16 protein-coding genes are annotated in these 15,398 nt (G+C 69.7%); 3 read left to right on the plus strand and 13 right to left on the minus strand.

Going from position 1 to position 15,398, the window contains the following annotated elements; genetic code table 11:
• Nucleotides 1–62: 62 nt before the first annotated feature.
• On the plus strand, nt 63–233 hold the full coding sequence (locus ACFV6V_RS21340; RefSeq protein WP_385567220.1) for a hypothetical protein: 171 nt from the start codon (nt 63–65) through the stop codon (nt 231–233).
• A 32-nt stretch (nt 234–265) separates the two neighbouring features.
• Here the strand turns inward: ACFV6V_RS21340 and ACFV6V_RS21345 are convergent, their stop codons facing one another.
• Nucleotides 266–631 (minus strand): metal-sensitive transcriptional regulator, encoded by a 366-nt coding sequence (locus ACFV6V_RS21345; protein ID WP_385567223.1) that lies wholly within the window; start codon nt 629–631, stop codon nt 266–268.
• Nucleotides 632–832: 201 nt separating this feature from the next.
• Between ACFV6V_RS21345 and ACFV6V_RS21350 the strand changes: the two genes are divergently transcribed.
• Nucleotides 833–1,453 carry a DUF47 domain-containing protein gene (locus ACFV6V_RS21350; protein WP_093661211.1) on the plus strand — a complete coding sequence of 207 codons (621 nt, stop codon included), beginning with the start codon at nt 833–835 and terminating at the stop codon, nt 1,451–1,453.
• 6 nt (nt 1,454–1,459) lie between these two features.
• Nucleotides 1,460–2,458: an anion permease gene (locus ACFV6V_RS21355; protein ID WP_385567225.1), complete on the plus strand. Its 999-nt coding sequence runs from the start codon at nt 1,460–1,462 to the stop codon at nt 2,456–2,458.
• Nucleotides 2,459–2,583: 125 nt separating this feature from the next.
• Here ACFV6V_RS21355 and pstB read toward each other — a convergent pair whose 3' ends face one another.
• The 12 genes from pstB to mshD form a co-directional block, all read right to left on the minus strand.
• Nucleotides 2,584–3,360, minus strand: coding sequence for a phosphate ABC transporter ATP-binding protein PstB (gene pstB / locus ACFV6V_RS21360; protein WP_361283266.1), 777 nt, complete (start codon nt 3,358–3,360; stop codon nt 2,584–2,586).
• A 25-nt stretch (nt 3,361–3,385) separates the two neighbouring features.
• On the minus strand, nt 3,386–4,459 hold the full coding sequence (gene pstA, locus ACFV6V_RS21365; RefSeq protein WP_385567228.1) for a phosphate ABC transporter permease PstA: 1,074 nt from the start codon (nt 4,457–4,459) through the stop codon (nt 3,386–3,388).
• Nucleotides 4,459–5,451: a phosphate ABC transporter permease subunit PstC gene (pstC, locus tag ACFV6V_RS21370; RefSeq protein ID WP_361283263.1), complete on the minus strand. Its 993-nt coding sequence runs from the start codon at nt 5,449–5,451 to the stop codon at nt 4,459–4,461. Before pstC ends, pstA begins: the two co-directional genes overlap by 1 nt.
• A gap of 129 nt (nt 5,452–5,580) precedes the next feature.
• Nucleotides 5,581–6,717, minus strand: a complete 1,137-nt coding sequence (gene pstS, locus ACFV6V_RS21375; protein ID WP_385567232.1) for a phosphate ABC transporter substrate-binding protein PstS — start codon at nt 6,715–6,717, stop codon at nt 5,581–5,583.
• A 329-nt stretch (nt 6,718–7,046) separates the two neighbouring features.
• Nucleotides 7,047–7,493, minus strand: coding sequence for an NUDIX hydrolase (locus ACFV6V_RS21380; protein WP_385567235.1), 447 nt, complete (start codon nt 7,491–7,493; stop codon nt 7,047–7,049).
• Nucleotides 7,490–8,620, minus strand: a complete 1,131-nt coding sequence (locus ACFV6V_RS21385) for a CHAD domain-containing protein (RefSeq protein ID WP_385567237.1) — start codon at nt 8,618–8,620, stop codon at nt 7,490–7,492. Before ACFV6V_RS21385 ends, ACFV6V_RS21380 begins: the two co-directional genes overlap by 4 nt.
• Nucleotides 8,607–10,829: an RNA degradosome polyphosphate kinase gene (locus tag ACFV6V_RS21390; RefSeq protein WP_385567239.1), complete on the minus strand. Its 2,223-nt coding sequence runs from the start codon at nt 10,827–10,829 to the stop codon at nt 8,607–8,609. Before ACFV6V_RS21390 ends, ACFV6V_RS21385 begins: the two co-directional genes overlap by 14 nt.
• 288 nt (nt 10,830–11,117) lie before the next feature.
• Nucleotides 11,118–12,044 (minus strand): ABC transporter permease, encoded by a 927-nt coding sequence (locus ACFV6V_RS21395; protein WP_385567242.1) that lies wholly within the window; start codon nt 12,042–12,044, stop codon nt 11,118–11,120.
• Nucleotides 12,045–12,082: 38 nt separating this feature from the next.
• Nucleotides 12,083–12,997: an ABC transporter permease gene (locus ACFV6V_RS21400; RefSeq protein WP_385567245.1), complete on the minus strand. Its 915-nt coding sequence runs from the start codon at nt 12,995–12,997 to the stop codon at nt 12,083–12,085.
• The gene (locus ACFV6V_RS21405; RefSeq protein ID WP_385567247.1) at nt 12,994–13,878 is read right to left on the minus strand and encodes an ABC transporter ATP-binding protein; all 885 of its coding nucleotides are present in this window, start codon (nt 13,876–13,878) and stop codon (nt 12,994–12,996) included. The genes ACFV6V_RS21400 and ACFV6V_RS21405 overlap by 4 nt, the downstream gene beginning before the upstream one ends.
• On the minus strand, nt 13,875–14,294 hold the full coding sequence (locus ACFV6V_RS21410) for a GntR family transcriptional regulator (protein WP_385567367.1): 420 nt from the start codon (nt 14,292–14,294) through the stop codon (nt 13,875–13,877). The genes ACFV6V_RS21405 and ACFV6V_RS21410 overlap by 4 nt, the downstream gene beginning before the upstream one ends.
• Nucleotides 14,295–14,387: 93 nt before the next feature.
• Complete coding sequence (gene mshD / locus ACFV6V_RS21415; protein WP_385567250.1) at nt 14,388–15,311, minus strand: mycothiol synthase; 924 nt, start codon at nt 15,309–15,311, stop codon at nt 14,388–14,390.
• Between the last annotated feature and the right edge of the window lie 87 nt (nt 15,312–15,398).

The following is a 15,398-nucleotide window of genomic DNA, read 5'->3' on the forward strand; positions in this document are numbered from 1 at the left end:
GCGGGCTGAGTGTTCCGCTCCCTAGGCTAGGAGCCGACACCGGCCGGAAGAGGTGACAGCACGTGGCTCCGCCCAGTACGCCGACAGTCCAGGACCACGTGGCCCTCGCCGAGATCGAACTGTGCGGTGAACTGATGATCGCCGCATCGGCTACGGACGGGGAGCGTCTCAGTGCCGACCGTATCGACGAGGTACTCAACGTCAGCAATGTCTCAGTCCCCGACGCGGACTGACGAGCTTCACTCGGGCCGGCACGGGGCCCGCATCAGGTCCGCATCATGCGGGCGATGGCCTTCGTGGCCTCCTCGACCTTGGCGTCGATCTCGTCCCCGCCCTTGAGCGCCGCATCCGCGACACAGTGGCGCAGATGCTCTTCCAGGAGCTGGAGGGCGAAGGACTGGAGAGCCTTGGTGGAGGCGGAGACCTGGGTGAGTATGTCGATGCAGTACGTGTCCTCGGCCACCATCCGCTGGAGACCGCGGATCTGGCCCTCGATCCTGCGCAGCCGCTTGAGGTGCTCGTCCTTCTGCTTGTGGTAGCCGTGCACACCGCGGTCATGGTCCGTGACCGGAAGTCCGCCGGCCGTCTGCGCGGCTTCGTCCGAGGTCGAGGCCGTGTCCGTGGTCGTCATCGCTGCTCCCGAAGTCCCATGGTCGTCGTCCTGTCCGCTATACCCCTCGTGGGTATATGGTACCGAGCCCTGACGGTTGGGGCAGGGCCCTGTGCTGATCACCGTGCCCGATGGGCGACACTGAGGGAAGGCCGGTTAGCCGTGGCCGGATGATGCGCTTAGCATCAGCCTGACCGAAACCCAGCACCCCGAGGACCCCACGTGCGATTTCGTCTGACCCCCAGGGAGACGAGCTTCTACGACATGTTCGCCGCGTCCGCGGACAACATCGTCACGGGCTCCAAGCTCCTGATGGAACTGCTCGGAGCGGATGGTCCCGCCCGAGCCGAGATCGCGGAACGGATGCGGGCGGCGGAGCACGCGGGTGACGACGCCACCCATGCGATCTTCCACCAGCTGAACTCCTCGTTCATCACGCCCTTCGACCGCGAGGACATCTACTCCCTCGCCTCGTCGCTGGACGACATCATGGACTTCATGGAGGAGGCCGTCGACCTGGTCGTCCTCTACAACGTCGAGGAACTGCCGAAGGGGGTCGAGCAGCAGATCGAGGTGCTGGCCCGGGCGGCGGAGCTGACGGCTGAGGCGATGCCGCACCTGCGGACGATGGACAACCTCACCGAGTACTGGATCGAGGTCAACCGTCTCGAGAACCAGGCGGACCAGATCCACCGCAAGCTCCTCGCGCACCTCTTCAACGGCAAGTACGACGCCATCGAGGTGCTCAAGCTGAAGCAGATCGTGGATGTCCTGGAAGAGGCCGCGGATGCCTTCGAGCACGTGGCGAACACGGTGGAGACCATCGCGGTCAAGGAGTCCTGAGGCTTCGTGGACACCTTTGTACTGGTCGTGACCATCGGAGTCGCGCTCTTCTTCACGTATACGAACGGCTTCCACGACTCCGCGAACGCCATCGCGACGTCCGTCTCCACCCGTGCGCTGACCCCCAGGGCCGCGCTCGCGATGGCCGCGGTGATGAACCTCGCCGGGGCGTTCCTCGGCAGCGGGGTCGCCAAGACCGTCAGCGAGGGCCTGATCGAGACGCCCAAGGGCGACCGGGGCATGGGCATCCTGTTCGCGGCGCTGGTCGGCGCGATCATCTGGAACCTGGTCACCTGGTACTTCGGCCTGCCGTCGTCGTCCTCGCACGCGCTGTTCGGCGGCATGGTGGGCGCGGCGCTGGCGGGCGGGTCCGAGGTGATCTGGGGCGGGGTGCTCGACAAGGTCGTCATCCCGATGTTCGTGTCACCGGTGGTCGGCCTGCTCGCGGGCTATCTGGTGATGTGCGCGATCATGTGGATGTTCCGCAGGGCGAATCCGTCCAGGGCGAAGCGGGGCTTCCGTATAGCCCAGACGGTGTCGGCTGCCGGGATGGCGCTCGGCCACGGCCTGCAGGACGCCCAGAAGACGATGGGCATCGTGGTGATGGCCCTGGTCATCGCCGATGTCGAGGACTTCGGCGACCCGATCCCGGTCTGGGTGAAGATCGTCTGCGCGGTCATGCTGTCGCTGGGTACGTACGCGGGCGGCTGGCGCATCATGCGGACCCTGGGCCGCAAGATCATCGAACTGGACCCTCCGCAGGGGTTCGCCGCGGAGACGACGGGGGCGTCGATCATGTTCGGCTCGGCGTTCCTTTTCCACGCGCCGATCTCGACCACGCATGTCATCACCTCCGCGATCATGGGCGTCGGTGCGACGAAGCGGGTCAACGCGGTGCGGTGGGGTGTCGCCAAGAACATCGTCCTCGGCTGGTTCATCACGATGCCGGCGGCGGCGTTGGTGGCGGCGCTCAGCTTCTGGATCGTGAACCTGGCCTTCGGTTAGCTCCTGCGCCCGTCACCGTCGAGTGAACGCAGAACGTCGGCCCCCTCTCCTCGAAGGAGAGGGGGCCGACTGTTTCACCTCGCGGTGGCACCGCCATGCAGCACCGCGAGGCAGTCCTGAACGGCCTAGCCGAAGCGGCCCGAGATGTAGTCCTCGGTCGCCTGGACCGACGGGTTCGAGAAGATCCGCTCGGTCTCGTCTATCTCGATCAGCCGGCCAGGCTGACCGACCGCGGCCAGGTTGAAGAACGCCGTCCGGTCGGAGACCCGCGCGGCCTGCTGCATGTTGTGCGTCACGATGACGATCGTGAAGCGCTCCTTCAGCTCACCGATCAGGTCCTCGATCGCCAGCGTCGAGATCGGGTCCAGCGCCGAGCAGGGCTCGTCCATCAGCAGGACGTCCGGCTCGACCGCGATGGCGCGGGCGATGCACAGGCGCTGCTGCTGGCCGCCGGAGAGGCCCGAGCCGGGCTTGTTGAGGCGGTCCTTGACCTCGTTCCAGAGGTTCGCGCCCTTGAGCGAGCGCTCCACGATGTCGGCGAGCGCGCGCTTGTTGTACTTGCCGTTGAGCCGCAGGCCCGCCGCGACGTTGTCGTAGATCGACATGGTGGGGAACGGGTTCGGCCGCTGGAAGACCATGCCGACCGTGCGGCGCACGGCGACGGGGTCGACGCCGGAGCCGTAGAGGTTCTCGTCGTCCAGCATCACCTTGCCCTCGACGCGGCCACCGGGGGTGACCTCGTGCATACGGTTCAGGGTGCGCAGGAACGTGGACTTGCCGCAGCCGGAGGGGCCGATGAAGGCGGTCACCGAGCGGGGCTCCACGGTCATCGAGATGTCCTCGATCGCCTTGTGGGAGCCGTAGAAGGCGGAGAGTCCGCTGACGTCAATTCGCTTGGCCATGAGAGATCACTTCCAGATCGCCGCGTCAGCGGCCGGTCTTCGGGGCCTTCCAGCGGGCGATGCCGCGGGCCACCAGATTGAGGAGCATGACGAAGGCGATCAGCACGAGGGCGGCTGACCAGGCGCGGTCGTAGGACGCCTCGCTGCCGACCCGGTACTGCTCCCAGATGTAGTAGGGGAGCGAGGACTGGGCGCCTTCGAAGGGGTTGTTGTTGATCAGCTGGTTACCGAAGACGAGCAGCATGATCGGGGCGGTCTCACCGGCGATACGGGCGACGGCGAGCATCACACCGGTGGTGATACCGCCGACCGCGGTCGGGATGACCACCTTGAGGATCGTGCGGTACTTCGGGACGCCGAGCGCCAGCGAGGCCTCACGCAGCTCGTTGGGGACGAGCTTGAGCATCTCCTCGGTGGAGCGGACCACGACCGGGATCATCAGGATGGTCAGGGCCAGCGAGCCCATGAATCCGGACGGCTCCAGGTCGGCCAGCAGCATGATCGACAGGATGAACAGACCCGCCACGATCGACGGGATACCCGTCATGACGTCCACGAAGAAGGTGACGGCCTTGGCGAGCGCGCCCCTGCCGTACTCGACGAGGTAGACCGCGGTCAGCAGGCCGATCGGCACGGAGATCAGGGTGGCGAGGCCGACCTGCTCCAGGGTCCCGATGATGGCGTGGTAGACACCGCCGCCGGGCTCGAAGCCGGGGACGCCGGCCATCGAGTGGCTGAGGAAGTAGCCGTCGAGGGCCTTGATGCCGCGGCTGACGGTGACCCAGATAAGCGAGAGCAGCGGGATCACGGCGAGCACGAAGCAGACCCAGACGACGCTGGTGGCGAGCCGGTCCTTGGCCTGGCGGGCGTTCTCGACCACCGAGGTGGTGATGTAGGAGATCGCGACGAACAGCAGCGCGGCGATCAGGCCCCACTGCACCCGGCTCTCCAGACCGGCCACCGCGCCGATGCCGATGCCGAGGGCGATCGACAGCACGGCGAAGGCGGGCTGGGCCCAGCGGGGCAGCCCGCGGCGACTGAGTGTGTTCCGGCGCGCGGGCGCGGAGGGGCGGGAGTCCTTTATGGCGGTGTGGCTCATCAGGCGTTCGCCCCCGAGTACTCCTTGCGGCGCGCGATGATCATGCGCGCGGCGCCGTTGACCAGCAGGGTGAGGACGAAGAGGACCAGACCGGAGGCGATCAGCGCGTCACGGCCGAATTCGTTGGCCTCGTCGAACTTCGCGGCGATGTTCTGGGCGAACGTGCCGCCGCCCGGGTTCAGGATGTGCAGGGAGATCAGGAAGCTCGGGGAGAGCACGGTCGCGACGGCCATGGTCTCGCCGAGCGCGCGGCCGAGGCCCAGCATCGAGGCGGAGATGACGCCGGAGCGGCCGAAGGGCAGCACCGACATCCGGATGACCTCCCAGCGGGTGGCGCCGAGGGCCAGGGCAGCCTCCTCGTTCATCCGCGGGACCTGGAGGAAGACCTCACGGCTGACGCTGGTGACGATCGGCAGCACCATGATCGCCAGCAGGATTCCCACGGTGAACAGCGAGCGCGGCACGCCGATCTCGGTCTTCTCGAACACGTAGGTCCAGCCGAGGAACTCGTCGAGCCAGAGGTTCAGGCCCTCCAGGTACGGGACCAGGAAGAGGGCGCCCCAGATGCCGTAGATGATCGAGGGCACCGCGGCCAGCAGGTCGACCACGTAGGCGAGCGGTGCGGCGACGCGGCGCGGGGCGTAGTGGGAGATGAACAGCGCGATGCCGACAGCGATCGGGACCGCGATGGCCATCGCGATGATCGAGCTGACGACCGTGCCGAAGAGCAGGACGGCGATGCCGAAGACCGGCGGGTCGCCGGCCGGGTTCCAGTCGAAGGTGGTGAAGAAGTTGCCTTCGTCCTTGGAGATCGCGAGCGAGGCGCGGTAGGCGAGGAACACGGCGATCGACGCCATGATCACAAGCAGCAGAATGCCCGAGCCCCGGGAGAGGCCCAGGAAGACCTTGTCGCCCGCGCGGCCGGTGGAAGTGGCCCGGCGCGAGGCGGCCGGCTTGGCCGGCGGTGTCTCTATGGGTGTCGTGGAAGCCATGATCTTTCCGGTCTGGGTGGGGGAGTCGCGGGTCGCGGATCCCCTGGCGGCGGTGCACCGGATGGTGTCGGCGGTGGCCGGCCCGGTCAGGGTGTGCCGGGCCGGCCGCCGCAGACGTTGTGCCGGGTCTTACTGGAGACCGGCGACGGTCTCGCGGACCTTGGCGTTGATCTCCTGCGGGATCGGGGCGTAGCCCGCCTCGGAGAGCAGCTTCTGGCCCTCGTCGGACGCGGTGTAGGTCAGGAAGGACTTGACCGCGCCCAGGGTCTCGGCCTTGTTGCCCTTGTCGCAGACGATCTCGTAGGTGACGAGGACGAGCGGATAGGCGCCGTCGGCCTTGGTGGTGTAGTCCAGCTTCAGGGCGAGGTCCTTGCCGGTGCCGTCGATCTTGGCGGCGGCGATCGCCTTGGAGGCGTTCTCCGGGGTGGCCTTCACCGGGGCGCCGGCGCCGGTGCTGATGTCGACGGTCGGGATGGACTGCGAGGTGGCGTAGGACAGCTCGAAGTAGCCGATGGAACCGGCGACCGACTTGACCTGGGCCGCGACACCGGAGGAGCCGGAGGCGGCCTGGCCACCCGGGGCGGGCCACTTCTTCTCGGGCTCGTACTTCCAGGCGTCCGGAGCGGCCTTGCTCAGGTACTTGCCCAGGTTCTGGGTGGTGCCGGAGTCCTCGGAGCGGTGGTAGGGCTGGATCGGGGTGCCCGGGAGCTTGACGCCCGGGTTGAGCTTGGCGATGGCCGGGTCGTCCCACTTCTTGATCTTCGTGTCGAAGATCTTGGCGAGGGTGGGGGCGTCCAGGATCAGGCTGTCCACGCCGGGCAGGTTGTAACCGATGGCGATCGGGCCGCCGACCATCGGCAGATTGATGCCGGTGCCGCCGGTGCAGACCTTCTTGGACTCGGCGACCTCCTCCGGCTTCAGCGCGGAGTCGGAGCCGGCGAAGCCCACGCGGCCCTGGTTGAAGGCGACGATGCCCTCACCGGAGGAGGAAGCCTTGTAGTTGACCTGCGCGCCCGTGCAGGCGGCCATGTAGTCCTTGACCCAGAGGTCCATGGCGTTCTTCTGCGCGCTGGAGCCCGACGCCATGAGCTGGCCCTTGGCGTCGTCGCACTTGACGTTGGAAGCGGCATTGCTCTTGTTGCCGGTGCCGCCGGTGGAGCCGCCTGCGTTGTCGTCCGAGCCGCACGCCGTGAGGACCAGGGCGCCGGAGACCGCGAGGGCAGCGAGCGCGGTGGCGCGAAGCCCGTTGTTGCGCTGAAGCTTCACTGTTCGGGTGTTCCTTCCAGGAGCGCCGGTCGGGGACGTCGTCTCGGTGACGGTGACGTTGTACGGCGGCGCGCGTCGGGGGGCGGTGGTCCGGCACTGCGCCGGTCACCTTGTAAGCCCGAAATTAGGCAGAACAGGTGAAGCGGCCGACGGAGGAGAGTGAACGGAAGGTGAACCCTGTCGGGCGGGGGAGTTCCTGGGTCCCCGGGGGAGCGCCGGTCGTGCGAGCGGTGATCGGGCGGGCCGTGATCGGGCGTGGGAACCGCTTGGATTCCGACGGTTTCCGCGACGCGGTTTCCCGCGCACAAGGCGGATGAAACTTCCCTTTGCTACAGATGCATGCCCAATGGGCCGAAAATCCCGCGTACCGAGACAAGCGCGTCCACGAGCTGGCGGTCCCGTGGCTGGGTGAGCCGCTCGCGTGCCGCGCCGGGCGGCAGCCAGACGATGCGGTCCACTTCCTTGTTCGGGACGAAGTGCCCCGGGGTGTGCGCCTCGGCGGCCCAGTAGCTGACCTCCTTGAGCCGCCCGTTCGCCAGGTAGTGGACGGTGGGCAGGCGCGGCCCGGGGGTGCAGTGGTGGCCGGTCTCCTCGAGCACCTCGCGCAGGGCTCCGGCGAGCGGATCCTCCGAGCGCTTCAGCTTTCCCTTGGGGTGCGACCAGTCGTCGTAGCGCGGGCGGTGGACCAGGCAGATCTCGATGCTGTCGGCTCTGTGACCGGTGACGGCGTGCCGCCACAGCACGCAGCCCGCCGCGTGGACGACCGCGCCGCTCATGGGGCGGCCACCGTCCGGCTGCCCCGGGATTCCGCGGGGCCGTGCGACACCTCCTGCCAGACCTGGTGGAAGGCGAACCGCGCGGCCTCGACCTCATGGCGCTGGTCGGCGTGCAGCACACCCAGGGCGTAGGCCGTCGCGGGTGCGATACGGGGCGTACGGGCGGCGGCTGCCGCAGCGGACGCCGCCTCGGCCGCGTCCCGGTGCCGGTCGAGCGCGCGTGCGGCGACGGTGAGCAGTGGGTCCGTTCCCGGGGCCATGATCCTGACCTCCTGTGCGTAGCGGTGCAGCCGCAGCAGCAGCCGTACGTGGTGCCAGGGTGTGTCCTGGGCCTCACCGGCCGGAGCGTTCGCCAGGCCGTGGACCAGCGCTTCGGCGTTGTACGGGTGCGCGGCGCGGGCCAGCGGCAATACGGCCACGGCGTCCAGCAGCCGCTCCTGCGCGGCGTCGGCGTGGAGGTCGAGCAGATCGGCCGGTACGGCAGCGGCGGCGGTGAGCGGGACCTCGGAGGCGAGCAGTGCCACCGCGTCGGCGACCGCGTGGAACCGCGACGAGCCGAGCGCCTGCAGGGCGGCGGAGTGGGCGCGGGTCCGGCCCAGCGTGAGCTGCCGTTCGAGCAGGGCTCCGGCGCGTGCGGCGCCGACGGTGAGTGCGCCGCGGGCCCCTGCGCCCCGGACCCCTGCCTTCGCGTCGGGCACGGGGGCTGCGGCGGTCTCGTTCGCCGCGTTCGCAGCGGTCCCCTCGTGTGCCGCGGTCCCTTCGTTTCGCGCCTGCGGCACCGGTCCGGCGCCCGACAGACGCGCCAGCGCGTCCAACAGCCGGGCCAGCCGGGACGTACAGGCGTGCTCCAGGGCGAGCAGCCCCGACAGCCAGGCGAGCTCCGCACGGAGCTGGTCGGCCCAGCCGGGCTCCAGCAGTGAGCGGTACGTGTGCAGCGCACCGCTGATGCGCCGCGCGGCGCGGCGCAGGGCACGGGCCGCCTCCTCGGCGCCCGCGGTGTCGGCACCGCTCTCGCGGTGCAGCCGCAGGCTGCGCAGGAATCCCGCAGCCTGCGTGTGCAGATATCCGGCCAGGACCTGGTCGGCGCCGGTTCCCCTCGGCACCAGGGGAAGGTCAGGGCTGTGCACGCCGGCGCCTCCGCGCGTCGATGAGCGTTTCCTGGATGTTCCGCAGCGGCTGGCCGTCCGGGTCTGTGGAGTGCCGGGTCCAGTCCCCGTCCGGCCCGAGGTGCCAGGACGAGGTGGTCTCGGACATACCGGTCTCCAGCAGACGGTTCAGTGCCGCGCGGTGTGCCGGGTCGGTGACCCGGACGAGCGCCTCGATACGGCGGTCGAGGTTGCGGTGCATCATGTCGGCGCTGCCGAACCACACCTCGGGCTCGCCGCCGTTGCCGAAGGCGAAGACCCGGGAGTGTTCGAGGAAGCGGCCGAGGATCGAGCGGACCCGGATGTTCTCCGACAGGCCCGGGACGCCGGGGCGTATCGCGCATATGCCGCGCACCCAGATGTCGACCGGGACACCGGCCTGCGAGGCGTGGTAGAGGGCGTCGATGATCGCCTCGTCCACCATCGAGTTGACCTTGATCCGGACATACGCGGGACGGCCGGCCCTGTGGTGGCCCACCTCCTTGTTGATCCGCGCGACCAGTCCGTCACGCAGCGACCTCGGCGCCACCAGCAGCCTGCGGTAGGTCTCCCGCCGCGAGTAGCCGGACAGCCGGTTGAACAGGTCCGAAAGGTCCGCCCCGACCTGCGGGTCCGCCGTGAGCAGCCCCAGGTCCTCGTAGAGGCGGGCGGTCTTCGGGTGGTAGTTGCCGGTGCCGACGTGTGAGTAGCGCCGCAAAGTCTCGCCCTCCTGGCGGACCACCAGCGACAGCTTGCAGTGGGTCTTCAGTCCGACCAGGCCGTAGACGACATGGCAGCCGGACTCCTCCAGCTTGCGCGCCCACTTGATGTTGGCCTGCTCGTCGAAGCGGGCCTTGATCTCGACCAGGACGAGCACCTGCTTGCCGGACTCGGCGGCGTCGATCAGCGCGTCCACTATCGGTGAGTCACCGGAGGTCCGGTACAGCGTCTGCTTGATCGCGAGGACGTCCGGGTCGCCGGCGGCCTGTTCCAGGAAGGCCTGGACGGAGGTCGAGAAGGAGTCGTAGGGGTGGTGCAGCAGTACGTCCCGCTCGCGCAGCGCCGCGAAGATGTCGGGCGCCGAGGCAGACTCGACCTCGGCGAGGTCGCGGTGGGTGCCGGCGATGAACTTCGGGTACTTCAGCTCGGGCCGGTCCTGGGACGCGATACCGAAGAGACCGGTGAGGTCCAGCGGGCCCGGCAGCGGGTAGACCTCGGATTCGGAGATCTTCAGCTCGCGTACCAGCAGGTCGAGCACGTACGGGTCGATCGACTCCTCGACCTCGAGGCGCACCGGCGGGCCGAAGCGGCGCCGCATGAGCTCCTTCTCCAGGGCCTGGAGGAGGTTCTCGGTGTCGTCCTCCTCGACCTCCAGGTCCTCGTTCCTGGTCACCCGGAACATGTGGTGCGCCAGCACCTCCATGCCGGGGAACAGCTCCTCCAGGTGCGCCGCGATCACGTCCTCGAGCGGGACGTACCGGTGCGGGGACGCCTCGAGGAAGCGCGACAGCAGCGGCGGCACCTTGACCCGGGCGAAGTGGCGGTGGCCGCTGACCGGGTTGCGTACGACGACGGCCAGGTTGAGCGAGAGCCCCGAGATGTACGGGAAGGGGTGCGCCGGGTCGACCGCCAGCGGGGTGAGGACCGGGAAGATCTGCTGGCGGAACAGGGTGAACAGGCGAGCCTGCTCCTTGTCCGTCAGCTCGGGCCAGCGGATCAGGTGAATGCCCTCGTCGGCCAGCGCGGGGGCGATGTCCTGCTGGTAGCAGGCCGCGTGCCGGGCCATGAGCTCACGGGAGCGGTTCCAGATCAGATCGAGCACCTCGCGCGGCTGGAGACCCGAGGCCGAGCGGGTCGCGACACCGGTCGCGATACGCCGCTTCAGACCCGCCACCCGCACCATGAAGAACTCGTCCAGGTTCGACGCGAAGATCGCGAGGAAGTTGACCCGCTCGAGCAGCGGGGTCGCCGGGTCCTCGGCGAGCTCCAGCACGCGCTCGTTGAACGCGAGCCAGCTGCGCTCGCGGTCCAGGAACCGGCCCTGCGGCAGTTCCTCGCCCTCCGTCTCCGCCTCGTACGCATCCGGGTCGGCGTCGATATCGGGCTCCAGGTCGGAGACCACAGCGGCGACGGTGTGCGGACGGTGTGCGGCGATGGAGCCGACGGACGGCTGTGCGTGCTGGACCGGTACCTCGGCGGGCTGCTTGCTCATGACCCCATTCTTCCGCGTGGAGGGGGTCCCGGGCGCGTTGGAACGTGCCGCGGAGGCGGGGTGCCCTTGTGGTCGTGGGGGTGGCACGGCGGGCGGCTGCATTCACTGAGCGTCGCAAGGGTGACTGAATGCTTGGTAACGGGAAGATGACGGCTGAGTACACCGTGGGGCGGATTGCCGGTGTGCCGCACACCCTGGCGGCACCCGGGGCGTCCGCCGTCGAACCCCGGGCGGGCTGGGTTTCCGGAGCGTGGTCACACCGCGCAACCCAGCCGGCCCCGGAGCCCGTCAGCCGTGGCGGGTGCGCAGGACGCGGAAGGCCGCGTACGTCACCGCGGCGGTGAGCGCCAGCACGATGCCGGTCTCGACGAGCTGGATCGGCCAGAAGTGCGACGGCGGGTGGAACACGGCGTACCACTCGCGGACGCCCCGCCCGGAATGGCAGCCGGCCGGGTGGATGCCGCCCGGCGTCCAGCACCTCGGGACCCGCGCGCCATCGACCACCAGGCCTGATTCCTGCTGCCAGGCGCTGCCCGCGAGTTCGCCGCGGGAGAGCCGCCACACCACCTCCTGCGTGGGCCACAGCCGGTCCCGCACGCTCTCGGCGAAGAGCATCACGAAGGCGGTGGCGCCGAGGGCGACGCTTCCCGCTGCCACCGCGCGCCGCAGCAGCAGTCCGGCGAGTGCGCCCGTCGCGAGGGCGAGCAGACCGTAGGCGATGGCCGCCGGGCCCAGGGCCAGGAAGACATCGGTGAAGTACCACTCGTCCGACAGGACGTCCTCGCCGCCGTTGCGGCCCCAGCGGTAGAGAAGGGACAGCAGACCGGCCCCGGCGGTGAACACCGCTGCGGATACGGCCAGTTTGACGGCGAGCCAGCGGGCCGGGGTGACGGCGGACTGCGTCCAGGTGAGCTGGGCCGTGCCGCGTTCCAGATCGGCACCGAAGAGCGCCGCACCCGCGAAGTAGGCGACCGGGAGCGGGAGCCAGGCGATGGCGGTGGCGGCGGAGCTCAGGGAGCTGCCGTAGCCGAAGTCGAAGGCCCAGGACGACAGGGTGTTGTCCCCGGCGAGCTGTTCCAGGTGGTCGGCGCCGATGACGCGCAGGGCGATCAGCCCGGCTGCGGACAGGGCGACGAACGCCCCGAAGAGCAGCAGGATCCTGCGGTGCGGCAGGAACAGGGGCCGGGCGGGCCCGGTCAGCGGGTGGGTGCTCATGCGGCCTCGATGGTCGGTCGGGTACGGGCGGTGGTTGCTCAGGCGTGCAGCCGGCGCAGGACGCGGAAGGCCGCGAAGGCCACGGCAGCGGTGAGCGCCAGCACGACGGCGGTCTCGACGAGCTGGACGGGCCAGAAGTGCGAAGGCGGGTGGTAGAGCAGGTAGTCCGTGACCGCGCCCCGGTCGGCCATGCACTGCGTGGCCTGCTGGTCGGTCCGGCCCAGGCCGGTGCAGTCGTCCCAGGGCACCCGCGTGCCCGAGGCGGTGAGTCTTCCCATCTCATGCACCCAGACGTCCATACCGAGCCAATCGGGGGTCTGTACCCGCGGCACGCGACCGGTGGTCATGGGCCACAGGTGCGGGCGCAGTTGACCGATCGCGAGCAGCACGGAGCCGGTCGCGAGTCCGGCGAGGCTCATCGCGACGACGGTGCGGTGGACCAGCAGGCCGAGCAGTGCGCCGATGGCGATCGCCAGCAGGGTGTACGCCGTCGTCGTGGTGCCGAGTGCGGCGTACGGCTGTGCGTCCCAGATGGTCAGCGGCATGATGCGGCGTACCGGCGCCCAGCTCCAGCGGTAGGCGCCGACGAGCAGGGCGGTGCCGGGCACCACGACGGCTGCCGTGAGCGCCAGCTTTGTGGCGAGCCAGTGGGCGGGTGTCACCGACTGGCTCCAGGCCAGCCGGTGTGCGCCGGATTCCAGTTCGCGCGCGACCATCGGACCGGCGACGAACACCGCGACGAGCAGCGGCAGCAGCGCGATCCACAGCCCGGCTTGGTCCACCGCCAACGTCAGCGCGCTGTACGTCTCCATGTCCGGCTGTGCGATGTAGATGATCCGTGCCGCGCTCAGGCCGCCGGTGCTCACGACCCCCAGGGCCAGCACCGTCCACAGCGTGCGGCGGTGCTGGCGTACGACGACCGAGCGCACGCCGCTCAGCGGAAGGGCGCTCATGCCGTGAGCCCTTCGGCGGACGGCGTGAGCAGTACGGGTGCCTCAGGGGCGCGCAGATGGGCCAGTACCAGCTCCTCCAGGGAGGGTTCCGAGACCACCACGCCTTCGGGGAGCGGCCCTTCGCTGCGTATCAGCGCGGTCAGCTGACGCCCGGTCGTGCGGGACTCCACGACGGTGTGCGGGGCGAGTGCGGTGTCGGCGGATCCGGTCACCAGGCGGTGGGCGGACATCAGGTCGTCGATGCCGCCGCCCAGCCGGATCCGGCCGCCCGCGACGAGCAGCAGGTAGTCGCAGGCGCCTTCCAGTTCGCTCACGATGTGCGAGGACATCACCACGGTCGTGCCGCGTTCGGCCGCTTCGGCGAGCAGCGCACCCATCAGCTGGTGGCGGGCGAGCGGGTCGAGGTCGGCCATCGGCTCGTCGAGGAGCAGTAGCTCCGCCCGCTTGCCGAGTGCGAGGGCGAGCGCGACGCGGGTGCGCTGACCGCCGGAGAGGCTGCGTACGCGGGCGTCCGGGTCGAGTTCCCCGCCGTCGACGATGCGCCGAGCGGACTCGTCGTCCCAGCGGCCGGGGTTGAGCTCGCGGCCCATCCACAGTGTCTCGGCCACCGTGAGCTGGGGGAAGAGCGGCTTGTCCTGGCTGACGTAGGCGATCCGCTCACGGGCCGCGGCAGGGTGGTCGCCGAGCACCCGCAGGGAGCCCTCGGTGGGCCGCAGCAGTCCGGCCGCGGTCGCCAGCAGGCTGGACTTGCCCGCTCCGTTGGGCCCGACGAGGGCGCAGACCCGGCCGGCGGGCAGGGTGAAGGAGCAGTCCCGCAGGGCCCAGGCGCGCCGGAACCTCCTGCCGAGGCCGGTCGCCCGGATGGCGGATTGGTCGGTCATGCGTCGTCCCCCTGGTCGTGTGCGGTGGTGCGTTCGTCGAAGTGCTCGTCCAGTACGGCGGTGAAGAGCGCGGCCACGTCCTCCCGGCCCAGTCCCGCGGTGCGGGCGCGCGCGGCCCAGTCGGCGAGTTCGCCGCGGAGCGGGGATTCGCCGACCGGGCGGTCCATGGTGCCGAGGGTCCTGCGTACGAAGGTGCCGAGGCCGCGCCGGGCCTCGACCAGTCCTTCGCGCTCCAGCTCGCGGTACGCCTTGAGCACCGTGTTCGGGTTGATCGCCGTCGCTTCCACCACCTCGCGGGCGGTGGGCAGCCGGTCACCGGGCTCCAGCAGGCCAAGGCGCAGGGCCTGCTTCGTCTGCTGGACGATCTGCACATAGGTGGCGATGCCACTGCGCCGGTCGATCCGGTACTCGATCAACAACACCACCCTTTCACTAATCAAGTAGTGAAAGGGTGGTGCAAAGAAGGGGGCGGTGTCAACCGCCCCCTTCCGCGCGATGCCGTGCGGGGCTCAGGTCTCCGAGCGGTACATCAGATCCACCTCGTGCGTGGCGAAACCGAGCCGCTCGTACAGCCGCAGCGCCGCCGTGTTGTCCGCGTCGACATAGAGCATCGCCGTCGGCAGCCCCTCGGCCGCGAGATGGCGCAGCCCGATGGCGGTGAGCGCCTTGCCGAGACCGGAGCCCTGTGCGTCGGGGCGCAGCCCGACCACGTACACCTCGCCGAGCTGCTCCTCGGCGTGCACCTTGGTCCAGTGGAAGCCGAGGATCTCGCCGCCGCGCTCGGCGAGGAAGAATCCCTTGGGGTCGAACCAGGGCTCCTGTTTGCGGTCGTCCAGGTCGCGCTGGGTCAGCGAGCCCTGCTCGGGGTGGTGGGCGAAGGCTGCCGCGTTGACCGCGATCCAGGCGGCGTCGTCCTGGCCCGGAATGAACGTACGAATGGTGACATCATCCGGCAGATCGGGCTCCGGGATGTCCAGTGGGCTCAATGGTCGGCGCAGCTGGCGCAGTTCGCGGAACAGGGTGAGACCGAGCACCTGGGCCAGATGCCGGGCCGCGGACTTGCCGCCGTGCGCCCAGACCCGCAGCCGCTTGCCCGATGCCGCCAGCAGTGCGTTGCCGAGGGCGCGCCCGTGGCCCCTGCCGCGGTGGTTCGGATGGACGACCAGCTCGGCCGCCGGGGCCTCCACCGGGTCGGTGTCCTCGAGCTGGGCGTAGCCGCGCAGGTCACCGGCCACGGTGAGCAGGAAGTGCCGCACGCCTTCGCGCCGCCCGTGGCGCAGCTGGAGCCGCCCCTGCTCGGAGACGGCCTGCATTCCGTCGGTGCGGGCGGCGACGGAGAGCAGTGTGAGGACGTCATCGGCCTGCTCGGGGGAGAGTTCGTCGAGTGACTGGATCTGCCTGCCGGGCTCGAGGGCGGGGGCTGCGTCTGTCATACGTCGAGGGTACGGCGCCGGACCGCAGCCGATCGGAAACCAGGTCGTAACCCTTTACCCCTGTTGCGCTACGCGCGTTGACAATAG

Origin of the sequence: Streptomyces sp. NPDC059828 (genome assembly GCF_042731955.1) — a bacterium.
Taxonomy (GTDB): domain Bacteria; phylum Actinomycetota; class Actinomycetes; order Streptomycetales; family Streptomycetaceae; genus Streptomyces.

Bases quoted from the DNA above. Each gene is read 5' to 3' on its own strand.
- ACFV6V_RS21345 (WP_385567223.1), bottom strand. From the start codon at position 631: ATGACGACCACGGACACGGCCTCGACCTCGGACGAAGCCGCGCAGACG.
- pstB (WP_361283266.1), bottom strand. From the start codon at position 3,360: ATGGCCAAGCGAATTGACGTCAGCGGACTCTCCGCCTTCTACGGCTCC.
- pstA (WP_385567228.1), bottom strand. From the start codon at position 4,459: ATGAGCCACACCGCCATAAAGGACTCCCGCCCCTCCGCGCCCGCGCGC.
- pstC (WP_361283263.1), bottom strand. From the start codon at position 5,451: ATGGCTTCCACGACACCCATAGAGACACCGCCGGCCAAGCCGGCCGCC.
- ACFV6V_RS21380 (WP_385567235.1), bottom strand. From the start codon at position 7,493: ATGAGCGGCGCGGTCGTCCACGCGGCGGGCTGCGTGCTGTGGCGGCAC.
- ACFV6V_RS21390 (WP_385567239.1), bottom strand. From the start codon at position 10,829: ATGAGCAAGCAGCCCGCCGAGGTACCGGTCCAGCACGCACAGCCGTCC.
- ACFV6V_RS21395 (WP_385567242.1), bottom strand. From the start codon at position 12,044: ATGAGCACCCACCCGCTGACCGGGCCCGCCCGGCCCCTGTTCCTGCCG.
- ACFV6V_RS21400 (WP_385567245.1), bottom strand. From the start codon at position 12,997: ATGAGCGCCCTTCCGCTGAGCGGCGTGCGCTCGGTCGTCGTACGCCAG.
- ACFV6V_RS21405 (WP_385567247.1), bottom strand. From the start codon at position 13,878: ATGACCGACCAATCCGCCATCCGGGCGACCGGCCTCGGCAGGAGGTTC.
- mshD (WP_385567250.1), bottom strand. From the start codon at position 15,311: ATGACAGACGCAGCCCCCGCCCTCGAGCCCGGCAGGCAGATCCAGTCA.